Source organism: Streptomyces sp. SAJ15, assembly GCF_007595705.1.
Classification (GTDB): Bacteria; Actinomycetota; Actinomycetes; order Streptomycetales; family Streptomycetaceae; genus Streptomyces.
Window position 1 is genome coordinate 214,068 of record NZ_NISY01000001.1, and the last position, 14,293, is coordinate 228,360.

14 protein-coding genes are annotated in these 14,293 nt (G+C 75.4%); 12 read left to right on the top strand and 2 right to left on the bottom strand.

Annotated features, from left to right (window positions below; all coding sequences use genetic code 11):
• The first annotated feature begins 41 nt into the window (after window positions 1-41).
• Window positions 42-410, top strand: coding sequence for a holo-ACP synthase (locus tag CD790_RS00995; protein WP_144380986.1), 369 nt, complete (start codon window positions 42-44; stop codon window positions 408-410).
• Between the two features lie 296 nt (window positions 411-706).
• Here the strand turns inward: CD790_RS00995 and CD790_RS01000 are convergent, their stop codons facing one another.
• Window positions 707-2,149 carry an NAD(P)H-hydrate dehydratase gene (locus CD790_RS01000; protein ID WP_144380988.1) on the bottom strand — a complete coding sequence of 481 codons (1,443 nt, stop codon included), beginning with the start codon at window positions 2,147-2,149 and terminating at the stop codon, window positions 707-709.
• A gap of 1,021 nt (window positions 2,150-3,170) precedes the next feature.
• On the opposite strand from CD790_RS01000, the gene alr reads away from it, so the two are divergent.
• The 4 genes from alr (at window position 3,171) to CD790_RS01020 (ending at window position 6,953) form a co-directional block, all read left to right on the top strand.
• Window positions 3,171-4,343 carry an alanine racemase gene (alr, locus tag CD790_RS01005; protein WP_260867252.1) on the top strand — a complete coding sequence of 391 codons (1,173 nt, stop codon included), beginning with the start codon at window positions 3,171-3,173 and terminating at the stop codon, window positions 4,341-4,343.
• 32 nt (window positions 4,344-4,375) lie between these two features.
• Window positions 4,376-5,704: an alpha/beta fold hydrolase gene (locus tag CD790_RS01010; protein ID WP_144380990.1), complete on the top strand. Its 1,329-nt coding sequence runs from the start codon at window positions 4,376-4,378 to the stop codon at window positions 5,702-5,704.
• Between the two features lie 287 nt (window positions 5,705-5,991).
• Complete coding sequence (gene tsaE / locus CD790_RS01015; protein WP_144380992.1) at window positions 5,992-6,528, top strand: tRNA (adenosine(37)-N6)-threonylcarbamoyltransferase complex ATPase subunit type 1 TsaE; 537 nt, start codon at window positions 5,992-5,994, stop codon at window positions 6,526-6,528.
• Window positions 6,529-6,746: 218 nt separating this feature from the next.
• Window positions 6,747-6,953, top strand: coding sequence for a hypothetical protein (locus CD790_RS01020; protein WP_144380994.1), 207 nt, complete (start codon window positions 6,747-6,749; stop codon window positions 6,951-6,953).
• 462 nt (window positions 6,954-7,415) lie between these two features.
• Here the strand turns inward: CD790_RS01020 and CD790_RS01025 are convergent, their stop codons facing one another.
• Window positions 7,416-7,982, bottom strand: a complete 567-nt coding sequence (locus CD790_RS01025) for a hypothetical protein (RefSeq protein ID WP_144380996.1) — start codon at window positions 7,980-7,982, stop codon at window positions 7,416-7,418.
• Between the two features lie 262 nt (window positions 7,983-8,244).
• On the opposite strand from CD790_RS01025, the gene tsaB reads away from it, so the two are divergent.
• From tsaB to CD790_RS01060, 7 genes are all read left to right on the top strand, one after another.
• Complete coding sequence (gene tsaB / locus CD790_RS01030) at window positions 8,245-8,928, top strand: tRNA (adenosine(37)-N6)-threonylcarbamoyltransferase complex dimerization subunit type 1 TsaB (protein ID WP_144380998.1); 684 nt, start codon at window positions 8,245-8,247, stop codon at window positions 8,926-8,928.
• A 23-nt stretch (window positions 8,929-8,951) separates the two neighbouring features.
• Window positions 8,952-9,461: a ribosomal protein S18-alanine N-acetyltransferase gene (rimI, locus tag CD790_RS01035; RefSeq protein WP_144381828.1), complete on the top strand. Its 510-nt coding sequence runs from the start codon at window positions 8,952-8,954 to the stop codon at window positions 9,459-9,461.
• A complete protein-coding gene (tsaD, locus tag CD790_RS01040) occupies window positions 9,454-10,620 on the top strand; it encodes a tRNA (adenosine(37)-N6)-threonylcarbamoyltransferase complex transferase subunit TsaD (protein ID WP_144381000.1) in 1,167 nt (388 codons plus the stop codon). Before rimI ends, tsaD begins: the two co-directional genes overlap by 8 nt.
• On the top strand, window positions 10,617-10,880 hold the full coding sequence (locus CD790_RS01045; protein ID WP_144381002.1) for a hypothetical protein: 264 nt from the start codon (window positions 10,617-10,619) through the stop codon (window positions 10,878-10,880). The genes tsaD and CD790_RS01045 overlap by 4 nt, the downstream gene beginning before the upstream one ends.
• A gap of 1 nt (window position 10,881) precedes the next feature.
• Window positions 10,882-11,751, top strand: a complete 870-nt coding sequence (locus CD790_RS01050; protein WP_144381004.1) for a hypothetical protein — start codon at window positions 10,882-10,884, stop codon at window positions 11,749-11,751.
• A gap of 32 nt (window positions 11,752-11,783) precedes the next feature.
• A complete protein-coding gene (locus CD790_RS01055; protein WP_144381006.1) occupies window positions 11,784-12,326 on the top strand; it encodes a DUF2716 domain-containing protein in 543 nt (180 codons plus the stop codon).
• Between the two features lie 274 nt (window positions 12,327-12,600).
• Complete coding sequence (locus CD790_RS01060; protein ID WP_144381008.1) at window positions 12,601-14,043, top strand: hypothetical protein; 1,443 nt, start codon at window positions 12,601-12,603, stop codon at window positions 14,041-14,043.
• Window positions 14,044-14,293 lie beyond the last annotated feature (250 nt).

Sequence of the window (14,293 nt, forward strand, 5' to 3'; positions counted from 1 at the left end):
GTCGAGCACGGTGCGGGTCCGGCCGGCGTCGAGGTGAGCGCGTGATCATCGGGGTGGGGATCGACGTCGCCGAGATCAGCCGGTTCGCGGACGCCATGGAACGCACGCCGCACATGGCCGAGCGTCTCTTCGTGGAGCAGGAGCTCTACCTCCCCAGCGGCGAGCGGCGCGGCATCGCCTCGCTGGCCGCCCGCTTCGCCGCCAAGGAGGCCCTGGCCAAGGCGCTCGGCGCGCCGCCCGGTCTGCGCTGGACCGATGCCGAGGTGGTCACCGAGGACAGCGGCCAGCCACGCCTGACGGTCCGTGGCACGGTCGCCGCCAAGGCGGCGGAGCTGGGTGTACGCGGCTGGCACATCTCCCTCAGCCATGACGCCGGGGTCGCCTCCGCGGTGGTCATCGCGGAGGGGTAGCCCGGACCCGGTCCCGGTGAGGGGACCGTCGGCGTTGCGTCGGCGGACCACCGCCGGCAGACCGCCCCGCCGGCGCACGTCGGCGTCCCGTCGACTCGGCCCGGCCCGGCCTCGGCGGGCTTGTGCGGTGGGGGCCGGTGGGCCGGCGCCCGGGCCTGGGCGACCCCTGTGCGACCGGAGGACCGGATGACCGGCGCCCGGGTCTCGGCGGGCCTGTGTCGTGCGACCGGTGGGCCGGCGCCCGGGCCTCGGCGGTCCCTCCGGAGGCGGCGGCGGGTGGCGGGTGGCGGGGGCGGTCAGGCGGTGACGTCGGCCCAGGCGTCGGGGAGGGCGTTGGCGACCTCGTAGGAGGTGATGGGGGCGCCGGTGGGGCCGGTGGCCCGGCGGGCCGCCAGGCCGTGGAGGTACGCGCCGGCGGAGGCGGCGTCGAGGGGGGAGAGGCCCGCGGCGAGCAACGAGCCGGTCAGCCCGGAGAGCACGTCGCCGCTGCCGGCGGTGGCGAGCCAGGGGCTGCCGGTGGGATTGGCCCGCACCGGGCCCGTGGCGTTCGTCACCAGGGTCGTGGAGCCCTTGAGGAGCACCGTGGCGCCGTAGCGCTCGGCCAAGGCCCGCGCGGACGCCATCCGCGCGCCCTCGACCTCCTCGCGGGACGTGCCGAGCAGGGCGGCCGCCTCGCCGGCGTGCGGGGTGAGCAGGGTGGGCGCCTCCCGGCGGGGTTCGCGGGGCATCAGCCGCAGCCCGTCGGCGTCCACCAGCACCGGGACGTCGGAGCCGAGGACCTCGTCCAGCGCCTGCCGGCCCTCCGCGCCGTCGCCGAGCCCGGGGCCCACCACCCACGCCTGCACCCGGCCCGCCTTGCCGGGCGGGCCGGCGTGCACCAGCGTCTCGGGGAAGCGGGCGATGACGGCGTCGGCGGCCGGACCCACGTACCGCACGGCGCCCGCGCCGCCGCGCAGCGCGCCCGCCACGGCCAGCACGGCCGCGCCCGGGTAGCGGGCGGAGCCGGCGATCACGCCCACCACCCCGCGCCGGTACTTGTCGCTCTCCGCCGCCGGCCGCGGCAGCAGCGCCGCCACGTCCGCGTGCTGCAGCGCCTCGACGTCGGGCACGGGCGGCAGCCACGGCCCCAGCCCGATGTCGACCAGCCGCAGGGCGCCCGCGTGCTCCCGCGCGGGGTCGATGAACAGCCCCGGCTTGTACGTGCCGAAGGTGACGGTCGCGTCGGCGCGCACGGCCGCGCCGTGCACCTCCCCGGTGTCGGCGTCCACGCCGCTGGGCAGGTCGACGGCGACGACCGGCGCGCGGACCGCCTCGATCAGCCGCTCGGCCTCCGCGCGGAGCCCGCCCCGGCCCCCGATGCCGGTGACGCCGTCCACGACGAGGTCCGCGCGGGCGAGCGCCGTCGTGCCCGCCGTGCCCGGCTCCGCCGCCACCGCGCGGCCCCCGGCGGCCCGCAGCGCCGCCAGCCCGCCCGTGTGCGCCCGCTCGGGGGCGAGCAGCACGGCGGTGACCCCCGCGCCCCGGCGGGCCAGCCGGGCGCCCGCGTACAGCGCGTCCCCGCCGTTGTCCCCGCTGCCCACCAGCAGCGCGACCCGCGCCCCGTACACCTTCCCCAGCAGATCCGAGCAGGCCGCGGCCAGTCCGGCGGCCGCCCGCTGCATCAACGCCCCCTCCGGCAACCGCGCCATCAACGCCTTCTCGGCGGCCCGTACGGTCTCCACGCTGTAGCCAGTCCTCATGGACCCAGTGTCCCCAACGCCCGTGCGCGGGGCGCATCGAGAGAGGGAACGGGTGCGTGAAACGGCCACCCACGGGCGACCGCGCGGGGCCGTCCGACGGCAGCGCGAGGCGCCGGGCCGCGGTGGTCCGCGGCGCGGCAACGGGGTCGTTCGCGGCCCGGCAACCGGCGGTGCGCGGCGCTGACACGCGGTCGTTCGCCGCCCGCCCCGCATGGGTTTCGTCCACGTCCGCCGCCCGCTGACGCCTCGTCCACCACCCGTCCGGCGCCCGTCCGGCGCCCCTGGCCATGGGGCGTTCGCCCGCTCGGCCACGGGTGGTCCAGCGGGGGCCCGCGCGTTGGTCGGTACGGCCCGCACCCGAGCCGGTCCACGGGGCGCCGCCACGCCGGTTCATGGGCCATCCCTCCGAGACCTCGGTCCCCGGTCCGCCGCATGCCGGTTCGCGGAGTTGGCCACAGACCGTCCATGATCCCGGTGCACGGGCCCCCGCACGGGGTTCGCGGGGTCGTCCACAGGCTGTCCCCAAGCCGGTCCCGGGCCGCCAGCAAGCCGCTCCCCGGCCGTCCGCGAGCCGGCCCACAGGGCGTTCGTCGCCCGTCCACGCCCGTCCACGCCCGTCCGGCGCCCGGCCACGGTCGTTCGCCTGTTCGGCCACGGGCGGGTCCAGCCGGGGCCCGCGCGTGAGTCGGTAGGGCCCCACACGAGCCGGTCCACGGGGCGCCGCCACGCCGGGTTCATGGGTCGTCCGACCCCGGTCCACGGCCGCCGCACGCAGGTACACGCGGTCGTCCACAGGCCATCCCCGAGCCGGCCACGGGCCGGTCTCCGGGCCGCGCACGGGCCGTTCGCACGCCGGCTCGCGGGACGTCCCAGGCCCATCCCCAAGCCCTCCACGAGCCGGTCCACAGGGCGTCCGCAGGGCCGTCCGTGGGCGCTCGCGGCGCCCCGGGCCGTGCCCCGGTCCGCGTCGCGCTCCGGTGCCGGGAGCGGGGCGCTCAGGGGGCCCTGAGACACTGGCGGGGTGACTGAGAAATCCGGAGTGACAGCGTCCAGCCCCGCCGCGCGGCCCGTTCGCGCCCACGCCGTGATCGATCTGGCCGCGGTGCGCGCCAATGTGCGCGTGCTGCGGGAGCGTGCGCCCGGGGCCGAGCTGATGGTCGTGGTGAAGTCCGACGCGTACGGCCACGGCGCCGTACCGTGCGCCCGCGCGGCACGCGAGGCGGGGGCCGGCTGGCTGGGCACGGCCACGCCGCAGGAGGCGCTCGCGCTCCGCGCGGCCGGCGACCGGGACCGGCTGATGTGCTGGCTGTGGACTCCGGGCGGGCCGTGGCGGGAGGCGATCGAGGCCGACATCGACGTCTCGGTCAGCGGCATGTGGGCGCTGCGGGAGGTCACCGACGCCGCGCGCGCCTGCGGCCGCACCGCGCGGGTGCAGCTGAAGGCCGACACCGGTCTGGGCCGCAGCGGCTGTCAGCCCGCCGACTGGCCCGAGTTGGTCGCCGCCGCCCGCGCCGCCGAGGCGGAGGGCACCGTTCGGGTGACCGGCCTGTGGTCGCACTTCGCCTGTGCGGATGAGCCCGGCCACCCCTCCATCGAGGCCCAGCTGACGGCCTTCCGCGAGCTCGTGGCGTACGCCGAGGAGCAGGGCGTCACCCCGGAGGTGCGGCACATCGCCAACTCGGCGGCCGCCCTGACGCTCCCCGAGACCCACTTCGACCTGGTGCGCGCCGGCATCGCCGCCTACGGCATCTCGCCCAGCCCCGAGCTCGGCACCCCCGACGACTTCGGGCTGCGCCCCGTCATGACGCTCACCGCCTCGCTGGCCCTGGTCAAGCGGGCGCCGGGCGGCCATGGCGTCTCCTACGGCCACCGCTACACGACCCCCGGCGAGACCACGCTCGCCCTGGTGCCCGTCGGCTACGCGGACGGCATCCCGCGGCACGCCTCCGGCACCGGCCCGGTGCTGATCGCCGGCAAGTGGCGCACCGTCGCGGGCCGGGTGGCCATGGACCAGTTCGTCGTCGACCTGGGCGGGGACCTCGCCGAGGCGGGGGACGAGGCGGTGCTCTTCGGGCCCGGCGACCGGGGCGAGCCGACCGCCGAGGACTGGGCGCAGGCCGTCGGTACGATCGCGTACGAGATCGTCACCCGGATCGGCGCGCGGGTGCCGCGCGTCTATCTCAACCAGCGCTGACAGCGCCTACGCGGACTGACGGGACATCGGGCATGGGCGAGACGGGGGCCGGCGGCTGGCGCCGCGGGGCCGGGGTTGCCGGCGCCGCGATCGGCGTGGTCGCGGCGGGCGCGGCCGCCGGGGTCGCCATCGAGCGGCTGACGGTCGGCCGCGGCGTGCGCCGTAAGGCGCGGCTCGCCCTGGACGCCGAGGGCCCGTACGGCACCCTGCGCGGCACCCCGGGCCGCGCGGTCGCCGACGACGGTACGGAGCTCTACTACGAGGTCGAGGAGGCCGCGGCCCCGTCGCCCGACCCCGCCCCGGCCACGCTCGCCGCGCGGCTCTTCGGGCGGCGCCCGACGGCCCCGGCCGCGGCACCACCCGTCACCGTGGTCTTCAGCCACGGCTACTGCCTCGCCCAGGACTCCTGGCACTTCCAGCGCGCGGCGTTGCGCGGCGCCGTCCGCGCCGTCTACTGGGACCAGCGCAGCCACGGCCGCTCCGCGCGGGGCCACGCGCAGCTCGACGAGCGGGCCGCGGTCACCATCGACCAACTCGGCCGCGATCTGAAGGCGGTGCTCGACGCCGCCGCGCCCGAGGGGCCGCTGGTGCTGGTCGGGCACTCGATGGGCGGCATGACGGTGATGGCGCTGGCCGCGCGGTACCCGGAGCTGATCCGGGACCGGGTCGTCGGCACGGCGCTCATAGCCACCTCCGCCGGGCGGCTCGACGAGGTCAGCTTCGGCCTCCCCGCGGCCGGGATGAAGGCCGTACGGCGCGTCCTGCCCGGGGTGCTGCGCGCCCTGGGCGCGCAGGCCGAGCTGGTGGAGCGCGGCCGGCGGGCGACCGCCGACCTCTTCGCCGGGCTCGTGAAGCGCTACTCCTTCGGCTCCAGGGACGTGGACCCGGGCGTCGCGCGGTTCGCGGAGCGGCTCATCGAGTCGACCCCCATCGATGTGGTCGCCGAGTTCTACCCGGCCTTCGTGGAGCACGACACGGCGGACGCCCTGGCCGCCTTCGACGGGCTGCCGGTGCTGGTCCTGGCCGGGGACAAGGACCTGATCACCCCCGCCGAGCACAGCGAGGCCATCGCGGAGGCCCTCCCCGACGCGGAGCTGCTCATCGTGCCGGACGCCGGCCATCTGGTGCTGATGGAGCACCCGGACACCGTCAACGCAGCCCTGGCCGAGCTGCTGGCCCAGGCGGGGGTGGCCGACGCCGCGCTCCCGGCCCCCGACCCCTCGCGCGCCGCGGCCCCGGCGGGCCCGGCGGCCTCGCCGATCCCGGCGGTCCCGGCGGTCCCGAAGCGTACGGTCGTCCCGCCGCGGACGGGCGACGCCACCGATCCCGACGCCACCCCCGGCAGCCGCTCCGCCCGCTGAGCCGCCGCGCGTAGCGCACGGGACGGCGGCGGACGGGGGCGCCAGCGGTGGGGGCCGGCGTCGGAGCGGGCCGGCATCGACCTGGACGGCGGACGCGTGATCGCCCCCTCCCACGAACGGGCGAACCTCCGCGCGGGCGGCGATCCTGCGAAGCGGCCGTACCGGCGCCCCCGCGCGGGCGTCCGGAGCGCGCGGGCGGATACCGGTCCCCGCGCGGAGCGCGGCCGTGGGTGGACGGGCCCGCGCGAGGCGGCCTCGGGGCGTGCGGCCGCGTACCATCGGCCGGTATGAACGACCCGCGCGTGGGGCCCGGTGACGCCGTGGCCAGGCTGACCGTCACGACCGCCGACGAGATGCGGGAGCTGGGGCGCAGACTCGCGAAGCTGCTGCGCCCCGGAGACCTGCTCCTGCTCAGCGGCGAGCTCGGCGCGGGCAAGACGACGCTGACCCGCGGCCTCGGCGAGGGCCTGGGCGTGCGCGGCGCGGTGACCTCGCCGACGTTCGTCATCGCCCGTGTCCACCCCTCCCTGGGCGATGGCCCGCCACTGGTCCACGTGGACGCCTACCGGCTGGGCGGCGGACTGGACGAGATGGAGGACCTGGACCTCGACGTGTCGCTGCCGGACTCCATCGTCGCGGTGGAGTGGGGCGACGGGAAGGTCGAGGACCTGTCGGACGACCGGCTGCACGTCGTCATCCACCGCGCGGTCGGCGCGGACGCGGCGCATGTGACCGACCCGAGCGCCGACGACGTGCGCGAGGTCGCGGTGACCGGGATCGGGCGGCGCTGGGCCCAGGCCGATCTTTCGGGGCTGGCCGGCTGACTCCCCGGCGCGCCCGCGAGCCTCGACTTCCCGGCCCCTGACGTCCCGGCGACTCCTGGGTTCCGCCGTTGTTCCGTCGTTCGTTCCGTCGTTCCCGTATTCCGACAAGACGTCGGGAAGATGTTGCGCGCCTGGCGCCGGGCGTGGTCACATGGGGGGTAGTGCCTTGGTTAGGTGTGCCTAACCCGGCAGTCCGCCCCAGGACCCAGGAGGCGTCCATGCCGACACACGAGCCCCCTGCCGTGGCGACCAGGCGCGACAAGCGGCCGTCGATGAGTGATCTGCTGGCGTCCTGCGCGGCCGCGAGCGCGGTCTCCACCCCTCCCGAACAGCCCACGGAGCTGGTGCGGCAGGCCGCGTCGGGCGCTTCGGCGCGCCGCCGTCCGGACGACGGCGAGCGGAGTGAGGGACGGGACGCGGCGTAGGTCGGCCGGCCCCACCCGATACGTCAGCAAAGCGGGCGTCCATGACCCGTGGGCCGTCGGCGCGTGGGAGCGTTTTCGGGGGTGTGAAGGCGCGAGCGGCTCAGGGGTGTGCGCCGAGTGCTCTGGCTGCGGCGAGATGCCGGGAGACGCCGCGCGATGCCACGAGCGCCGGCGCGTGCGAGGCGAACGCCCTGCGCCGAAGGCCGCGTACGTGACCACGACGATGACCGCGTACGCGAGTGACCACGAAGGTGACCGCGAACGTGAGTGACCACGACGGTGAATCGTGCGCCCCGCGCGGGACCGTTACGAGCCGCGGGACCGTTACGAGACGCCGGAGCGCCGCGCGGCCACGGGATCACAGGTCACCGGACCGCCAGGGGCCACGCGCCGCCGCCGTACTACGGGACGACGCCGCCGTACTAGCCACGCGCCTCCGTACCACGGGACGACGTCGCCGGACTACGGGACGACGACCACCTTGGTCTCCGTCACCGCGAAGTCCCACAGCGCCGAGCCGTCATCGCGCGCCGCGCGGATGCCGCCCGTCTTCTTGGGCGAGTCCGGGTTGGGCGTCGAGCCGTCCACCGCCGCGCTGAAGCCGAAGACCACGCCGTTCTCCTGATGGAAGACCACCACGTGCTCGATCTGCACCCCGTCCGAGCCGACGAGGCCCTGGGCGCGTGAGCTGACCGCGTAGGTGTCCGGATCCGGGTTCACGGAGCTGGGGGAGACCTGATAGGTGCGCATCACCCGCTCGTCGGCGCCGACCAGCCACACCCGCTTGGCGTCGAGGTCGTAGACGACGCGGCGGCCGTTGCCCGAGTCGGCGGGCAGCTTCTTCGCCGACGCCTTGTCCTTGCGCTTGTCCTCGGCGTCGTCCTTGCCGCGGCCGCCGCTGCCGTCCCCGCGGGCGACGGTGGGGTGGTCGGGAGCGGTCGCGTCGGCCTGGTACGCGAGGAAGCCGACCCCGGCGAGCGCCGCGGCGGTGAGAGCCGCCACGGCCGTTCCGGTGCTACTGCGCGCCACGCTGCGTCACCTTTCGTACGACCGTGCTTCCGGCCGATCTCTCCCGTTAGGGCGACCGTAGCACTCGGGAAGCTGACAGTGTGTTTGTACGGTCACCATGTCGTCACCGCGCCTCCACGCGGGTGGCGCCGCCCCGTGCGGCGAACGTCTGACCGGCCGAGCGGCCCGACGGCCGGGCCGGGGAGGCACGGCCGTGGCCGGGAGCCGTCGCCCGCGGCCGCCGGGGGACGGAGCCCGGTGCGGCGCGCCGTACGCTGTTGTTGTGCTGCTGCTCGCCCTTGATACCGCCACCCCCGCCGTCACCGTCGCCCTGCACGACGGCACGAGAGTGCTCGCCGAGTCGAACCAGGTCGACGCGCGCCGCCACGGCGAACTGCTGCTGCCCGCCGTCGACCGGGTGCTGGCCGAGGCCGGCCACCGGCTCGACGCCGTCACCGGTCTCGTCGTCGGCGTCGGCCCCGGCCCGTACACCGGCCTGCGGGTCGGCCTGGTCACCGCGGCCACCTTCGGCGCGACGCTGGACATCCCGGTGTACGGGCTGTGCACGCTGGACGGACTCGCCTACGCCGCCGGGCAGGCGGGGCTGACCGGGCCCTTCGTCGTCGCCACGGACGCGCGGCGCAAGGAGGTCTACTGGGCGCGCTACGACGACGCCCGTAGCCGGGTCACCGAGGCCGCGGTGGACCGGCCCGCCGACATCGAGGAGCGGGTCGCCGGGCTGCCGGCCGTCGGCGCGGGCGCGCTGCTGTACCCCGACTCCTTCGGGGAGGTGCCGCCGGGCATGCCCGAGCACCAGTCGGCCGCCGCGCTGGCCTCGCTCGCCGCCGAGAAGCTCGCCGCCGGCGAGTCGGTGGAGACCGGGGGCTTCCTGCCGGACCGGCCGCTGTATCTGCGCCGCCCCGACGCGCAGGTGCCCAAGAACTACAAGGTGGTCACCCCGAAGTGAGCGCCGCCGTCGCCTTGCGCGAGATGCGCTGGTGGGACATCGAGCGGGTACTGGAGCTCGAGCGTGAACTGTTCCCCGAGGACGCGTGGTCGCGTGGGATGTTCTGGTCGGAGCTGGCGCACGCGCGCGGCCCGCACGCCACCCGGCACTACGTGGTGGCCGAGGCGGACGGCCGGCTGGTCGGCTACGCCGGGCTCGCCGCGATCGACGGCACCGGCGACGTGCAGACCATCGCCGTCGTCCGCGACCAGTGGGGCACCGGGCTCGGCGCCCGGCTGCTGACCGACCTGCTCGCCGCCGCCACCGCCTTCGAGTGCCGGGAGGTGCTGCTGGAGGTGCGCGTCGACAACACCCGCGCGCAGCGCCTCTACGAGCGCTTCGGCTTCGAACCCCTCGGCTTCCGCAAGGGCTACTACCAGCCCGGCAACGTCGACGCCCTCGTGATGAGACTGACCGACCCGTCCCTGACCGATCCGTCCAGCGTGCCGGGACAGGCACCGGGACCCGCACAAGGAACTGAGACCCATGGCTGACGAACCTCTCGTCCTCGGCATCGAGACCTCCTGCGACGAGACCGGCGTCGGCATCGTCCGCGGCCACACCCTGCTCGCCGACGCGGTCGCGTCCAGCGTCGACGAGCACGCGCGCTTCGGCGGCGTCGTCCCCGAGGTCGCCAGCCGCGCCCACCTGGAGGCGATGGTCCCCACCATCCAGCGCGCCCTGAAGGAGGCCGGCGTCTCCGCCCGCGACCTGGACGGCATCGCCGTCACGGCCGGCCCCGGCCTCGCCGGAGCGCTGCTGGTCGGCGTCTCGGCGGCCAAGGCGTACGCCTACGCGCTGGGCAAGCCGCTGTACGGCGTCAACCACCTCGCCTCGCACATCTGCGTCGACCAGTTGGAGCACGGCGCGTTGCCCGAGCCGACGATGGCGCTGCTGGTCAGCGGCGGCCACTCGTCCCTGCTGCTGGCGCCGGACATCACCTCGGACGTCCGGCCGCTGGGCTCGACCATCGACGACGCGGCGGGTGAGGCGTTCGACAAGATCGCCCGCGTGCTCAACCTGGGCTTTCCCGGCGGGCCGGTCATCGACCGGATCGCGCGCGAGGGCGACCCGGCCGCGATCGCCTTCCCGCGCGGTCTGACCGGCCCGCGCGACGCCGCGTACGACTTCTCCTTCTCCGGCCTCAAGACCTCCGTGGCGCGCTGGATCGAGGCCAAGCGGGCGGCGGGCGAGGACGTCCCGGTCGCGGATGTCTCGGCCTCCTTCCAGGAGGCGGTCGTCGACGTGCTGACCCGCAAGGCGGTGCGCGCGTGCAAGGACCACGGCGTCGACCACCTGATGATCGGCGGCGGCGTGGCGGCCAACTCCCGGCTGCGCGCGCTGGCCGAGCGGCGGTGTGCGGACGCGGGCATCATCCTCCGCGTACCGCGGCCCAAGCTGTGCACGGACAACGGCGCCATGGTCGCGGCCCTGGGCGCCGAGATGGTGGCCCGGAACCGGCCCGCCTCCAGCTGGGACCTTTCGGCGGACTCCTCGCTGCCGGTGACGGACCCGCATGTGCCGGGCGTGGAGCGGGCCGAGGACGCCCACGGCCACGATCATGATCACGGTCACGGTCATGCGCACGGGCAGGGGCACGGGCACGACCACGACCACTTCCATGAGCTGAGCAAGGACAACCTGTACTCATGACCGTCGCGTTGATGTGGGAGGCGGCCGCCGCCGCGGGGCGGGGCGCCGAGCTGCTGGAGTGGGCGCGGCGGCAGGAGCTCGCGGCGCGGCCGCTGCGCCGCGAGACCTTCCGGGCGCCGGGCGACCGCGTCCTGGTGATCACCTGGTGGGACGCCCCGGAAGACGCGGCGGAGCTGCCCGAACTCCCCGAACCGGCGGACGACCTGGTGCGCCGCGCGGTCCATCGCTGGCGCTTCACGTCCGAGTCGGTCGAGGAATGAGATGAGCCGGGAGTCAGGGCCCCACATATCCGAGCCCACCGAGGCCATACCCGAGCCCACCGAGGCGGCCGCCGACGGTGTGGCCGACTCCGCCTCGGGTGACGACGGGGTCGACGGCATATCCGCCGCCACCGCCTCGGGTGACGACGGCGTCGACGGCATATCCGCCGCCCCTGTCGCCCCCGCAGTCGGTGCCTCCCCCGCAGTCGGTGACGCCCCCACCGTCGGTGACGACCACGCCGTCGATGACGCCCCCACCGCCCCTGCCGCCCCCGCCGTCGGTGACGCCCGCACCGCCGCGCTCCGCGGCCTGGCCCGCCGCTACCTGGCGCTGCGACGGGTGCTGTGGCTGTGGCTGCTGACCGGACTGGTGCTGCTCGGCTGGACCCTGGCCATACCGGGCTTCCGCTTCGTGACGGCGGACGAGCTCTTCGACCGCGTGGCCGGCGGGCTCTTCCTGTTCCTGGCCCTGGTCATCGTCGTCCCCTCGGCCCTGGCCGTCGCCTTCGGCGTGCACCAGGACATCGAACTGCGCGAGGAGCTGCACGACCGGGCGGCCGTCGAACACACCCCGCGGACCGTCCCGCTGTGGCACGCCCCCGGCCGCGCCCTGCTGTGGCTGCTGCCCTCCCTGGTACTCGGCTGTGCCGGCGTGGTGTTGGGCGGCTCCACCGCCCTCTCCGACGCCGACGGCCCGGGCCACCCCGCCGTCCTCGGCATGGCGGGCACCCTCGCCGCGGCGGGGGCGCTGGGCATGTTCAAGGCGGTCGACTACTACCGCCTGGTGCGACGGGAACTCGGCCCGGCGGATGGCGCGGAGGACGGGGAGGACGCGGGGAGGCTCGAGCGCCGCCCGTTCCGCGCCCGGTGATCGTCGGTACCGGCGTCGAATAGGGTCAACGGATGAGCGAAGATCCCGTGACCGTCCTGGCAGAGGCCGAGCACCGACGCGTCTGGGATCGCTTCTCCGCGGATTTCCGCTTCCGGCCGGGGGTGAGCCCGTTCAGCTGGCCGGCCATCAAGGAACCGGTCGCGTCGGTCACCTGGAGCCTTGCCGCGCTGGACGACGACCCGGAATACGCGCGTCTGGACCGCTTGGTCGAGGTGGTCCGGCAGGGGCTGACCTCCTGCGTCGGCCCGCGGGGCACGCTGTTCGCGCTCGACTGGCAGCACACGTCGTACCGCTTCGCCCCGCACGAGGTCGGCGGCCCCGGGCGGCCGGCTTGGCCGCTGAGCCCCTGCCCCGACGGGGACTACTCCATCTTCCTGTCGGAGGACTTCCGCACGGGCAGCTTCGGTCACCCGTGGGAAGAGTCCATCTGCCTGTTCGGCGAGGAACTCCTGGCCGCCGTGGCAACCGAGGTCGAGGCGGTTCTCGGCCCGCCGATCCGCAGGTCCGGCACGGCGGTGGACACCGCTGAACCCCGAGGTCGCGGGTTTCGGTGACGTCGGGCACGCGATGCGCACCTCTTCGAGCCGAGCCGAGCCGAGCCGGCCGCCTCCTCCGCCCCTCCCGCGCCAAGGCGTTCCCACCACGGTGCGGCCGACCGGGGCTCGCTCGTACGGGCCACGCCGGGGGGCCGGTGGCGGGGGAACGTGATCGGCTGGGGTTCCGGTGCCGGGCCACCGACTTCTGTCGGGCGGACGGGACCACTGGTCGAAGGGTGCTCGCGGGGGTGCCCCGCGGGGTGCCTTCGCGTGGATGGGAGAGGAGCCCCCCATGTCCTTGATGTCCTGGCGGAGCCGCCGAACGAGGGGCCGGGGGCCCGGTGACCGGGGCCGGGCCGCGGGCCGGCTGTCCGCCGTGGCCGGGGTGACGGCCGTCGCCGCGTTGGTGCTTCCGGCCCCGCCGGCCCAGTCCGCCGGCGCTGTGCACGTCCGGTGCTCGGTCCCCGACCTCGTCGCGGCGATCGACACGGCCAACGGCTCCCCGGGCGCCGACACCCTTCGGCTGGCCCGCGGGTGCACGTACAAGCTGACGGTTCCGGACGGGGCGAACCCCGCCAACGGCCTGCCGGCCATCACCAGCGAGATCATCATCGACGGCAACGGCGCGACGATCGCGCGCGCCCGCTCGGCCCCGGCCTTCCGCATCCTCCTGGTGGACAGCACGGGCAGCCTGACGCTCGACAAGATCACGATCAAGGGCGGCCGGGCCATCGACTGCCCCGGTGCCCCCGCCCCTCCCTTCCCTCCTGGCATCGTCTGCGGCGGCGGCATCAACAACCAGGGCATCCTGGCGGTGAAGCACAGCCGGGTGATCGACAACGTCGCCAGCTCCACTGTCTACGCCGAAGGGGGCGGCATCGACACCGACGGCGACACGGCGACCGTCTACGACACCGAGGTCAGCGGCAACACCGCCGAGTACACCGGCACCGACCCGAGCGAGGCCGCTGCCGGCGGGATCGCCAACGACGGCCCGTTGACGGTCGACAAGAGTCGCGTGCACCACAACACCGTCCGCGTCACCGCGGGCACCGACAGCATCGCCTCCGGCGCCGGCATCACCAGCTTCGTTCGAGCGGAGATCAGCCGCAGCAGCATCAGCCACAACCACACCAGCGCCCCGGGCGGCACGGTGCGCGGCGCCCTGACCAACTCCACTTCGCTACCGGACACGATGACCGTCAACGAGACCGTCATCCGCGCCAACGTCTCCAGCGCTCCGGAGGGCACCGTCCTCGGCGGCGGAGTCGGGAACGGAGGCGTGCTGTCGATGACCCACAGCCGCGTCATCGACAACTACGCCATCTCCAGGAAAGGCGTCGCCAGGGGCGGCGGAATCAGCCTCGGCGCCGTCGCGCAGCTCACCCTCGACAGCACGTACGTCCTCGGCAACACCGCCAGTGCCCCGGAGGGGGGCACCGCCCTGGGCGGCGGCGTCATCAACGGTCTCGGCGGCACCGTGACGGCCGATCGCTCGCACCTCCGCGAGAACACGACCCGCGCCTCCGGCGGCGGCACCGCCCTGGGCGGCGGCCTCTTCAACGCCGTCGGTTCCACGACCCTGACCAACGGCACCGTCACGGGCAACCGGGCCGGCGACGGAGGCGGCATCTACGAGGAGTCCGGCACGGTCACGCTGAACGCCACCCACGTCAAACGCAACAAGCCGAACAACTGCGCCCCACAGGGCAGCGTCCCCGACTGCGTCGACTGAACAGCCCACAGGACAGCGTCCCCGGCTGCGCCGACTGAACGGCTCTCCCGACCGGGCCACCGAACCCACCTGGGACGGTGGCCCGGCCGCGTGGCGGTCGGGCGCCTTCCCGCCCAGGGGGCTCTCGCGCGTGACGGGAGCCGCCCGGCTCTCGACGGCACGCTCACCGCACAGGAACGCGGCCACGCGCGCGAAGTCGCGAGAACGGTGAGACGCCGCCGAATGCGGTGGGGGCCGGGTGTCGGCGCGC

Excerpts from the sequence above, each read along its gene's own strand:
- rimI (WP_144381828.1), top strand. The coding sequence starts at position 8,952 with ATGCGCTGGTGGGACATCGAGCGGGTACTGGAGCTCGAGCGTGAACTG.
- CD790_RS01045 (WP_144381002.1), top strand. The coding sequence starts at position 10,617 with ATGACCGTCGCGTTGATGTGGGAGGCGGCCGCCGCCGCGGGGCGGGGC.
- CD790_RS01020 (WP_144380994.1), top strand. The coding sequence starts at position 6,747 with ATGCCGACACACGAGCCCCCTGCCGTGGCGACCAGGCGCGACAAGCGG.
- CD790_RS01050 (WP_144381004.1), top strand. The coding sequence starts at position 10,882 with ATGAGCCGGGAGTCAGGGCCCCACATATCCGAGCCCACCGAGGCCATA.
- tsaE (WP_144380992.1), top strand. The coding sequence starts at position 5,992 with ATGAACGACCCGCGCGTGGGGCCCGGTGACGCCGTGGCCAGGCTGACC.
- CD790_RS01060 (WP_144381008.1), top strand. The coding sequence starts at position 12,601 with ATGTCCTTGATGTCCTGGCGGAGCCGCCGAACGAGGGGCCGGGGGCCC.
- CD790_RS01000 (WP_144380988.1), bottom strand. The coding sequence starts at position 2,149 with ATGAGGACTGGCTACAGCGTGGAGACCGTACGGGCCGCCGAGAAGGCG.
- CD790_RS01055 (WP_144381006.1), top strand. The coding sequence starts at position 11,784 with ATGAGCGAAGATCCCGTGACCGTCCTGGCAGAGGCCGAGCACCGACGC.
- tsaD (WP_144381000.1), top strand. The coding sequence starts at position 9,454 with ATGGCTGACGAACCTCTCGTCCTCGGCATCGAGACCTCCTGCGACGAG.
- CD790_RS01010 (WP_144380990.1), top strand. The coding sequence starts at position 4,376 with ATGGGCGAGACGGGGGCCGGCGGCTGGCGCCGCGGGGCCGGGGTTGCC.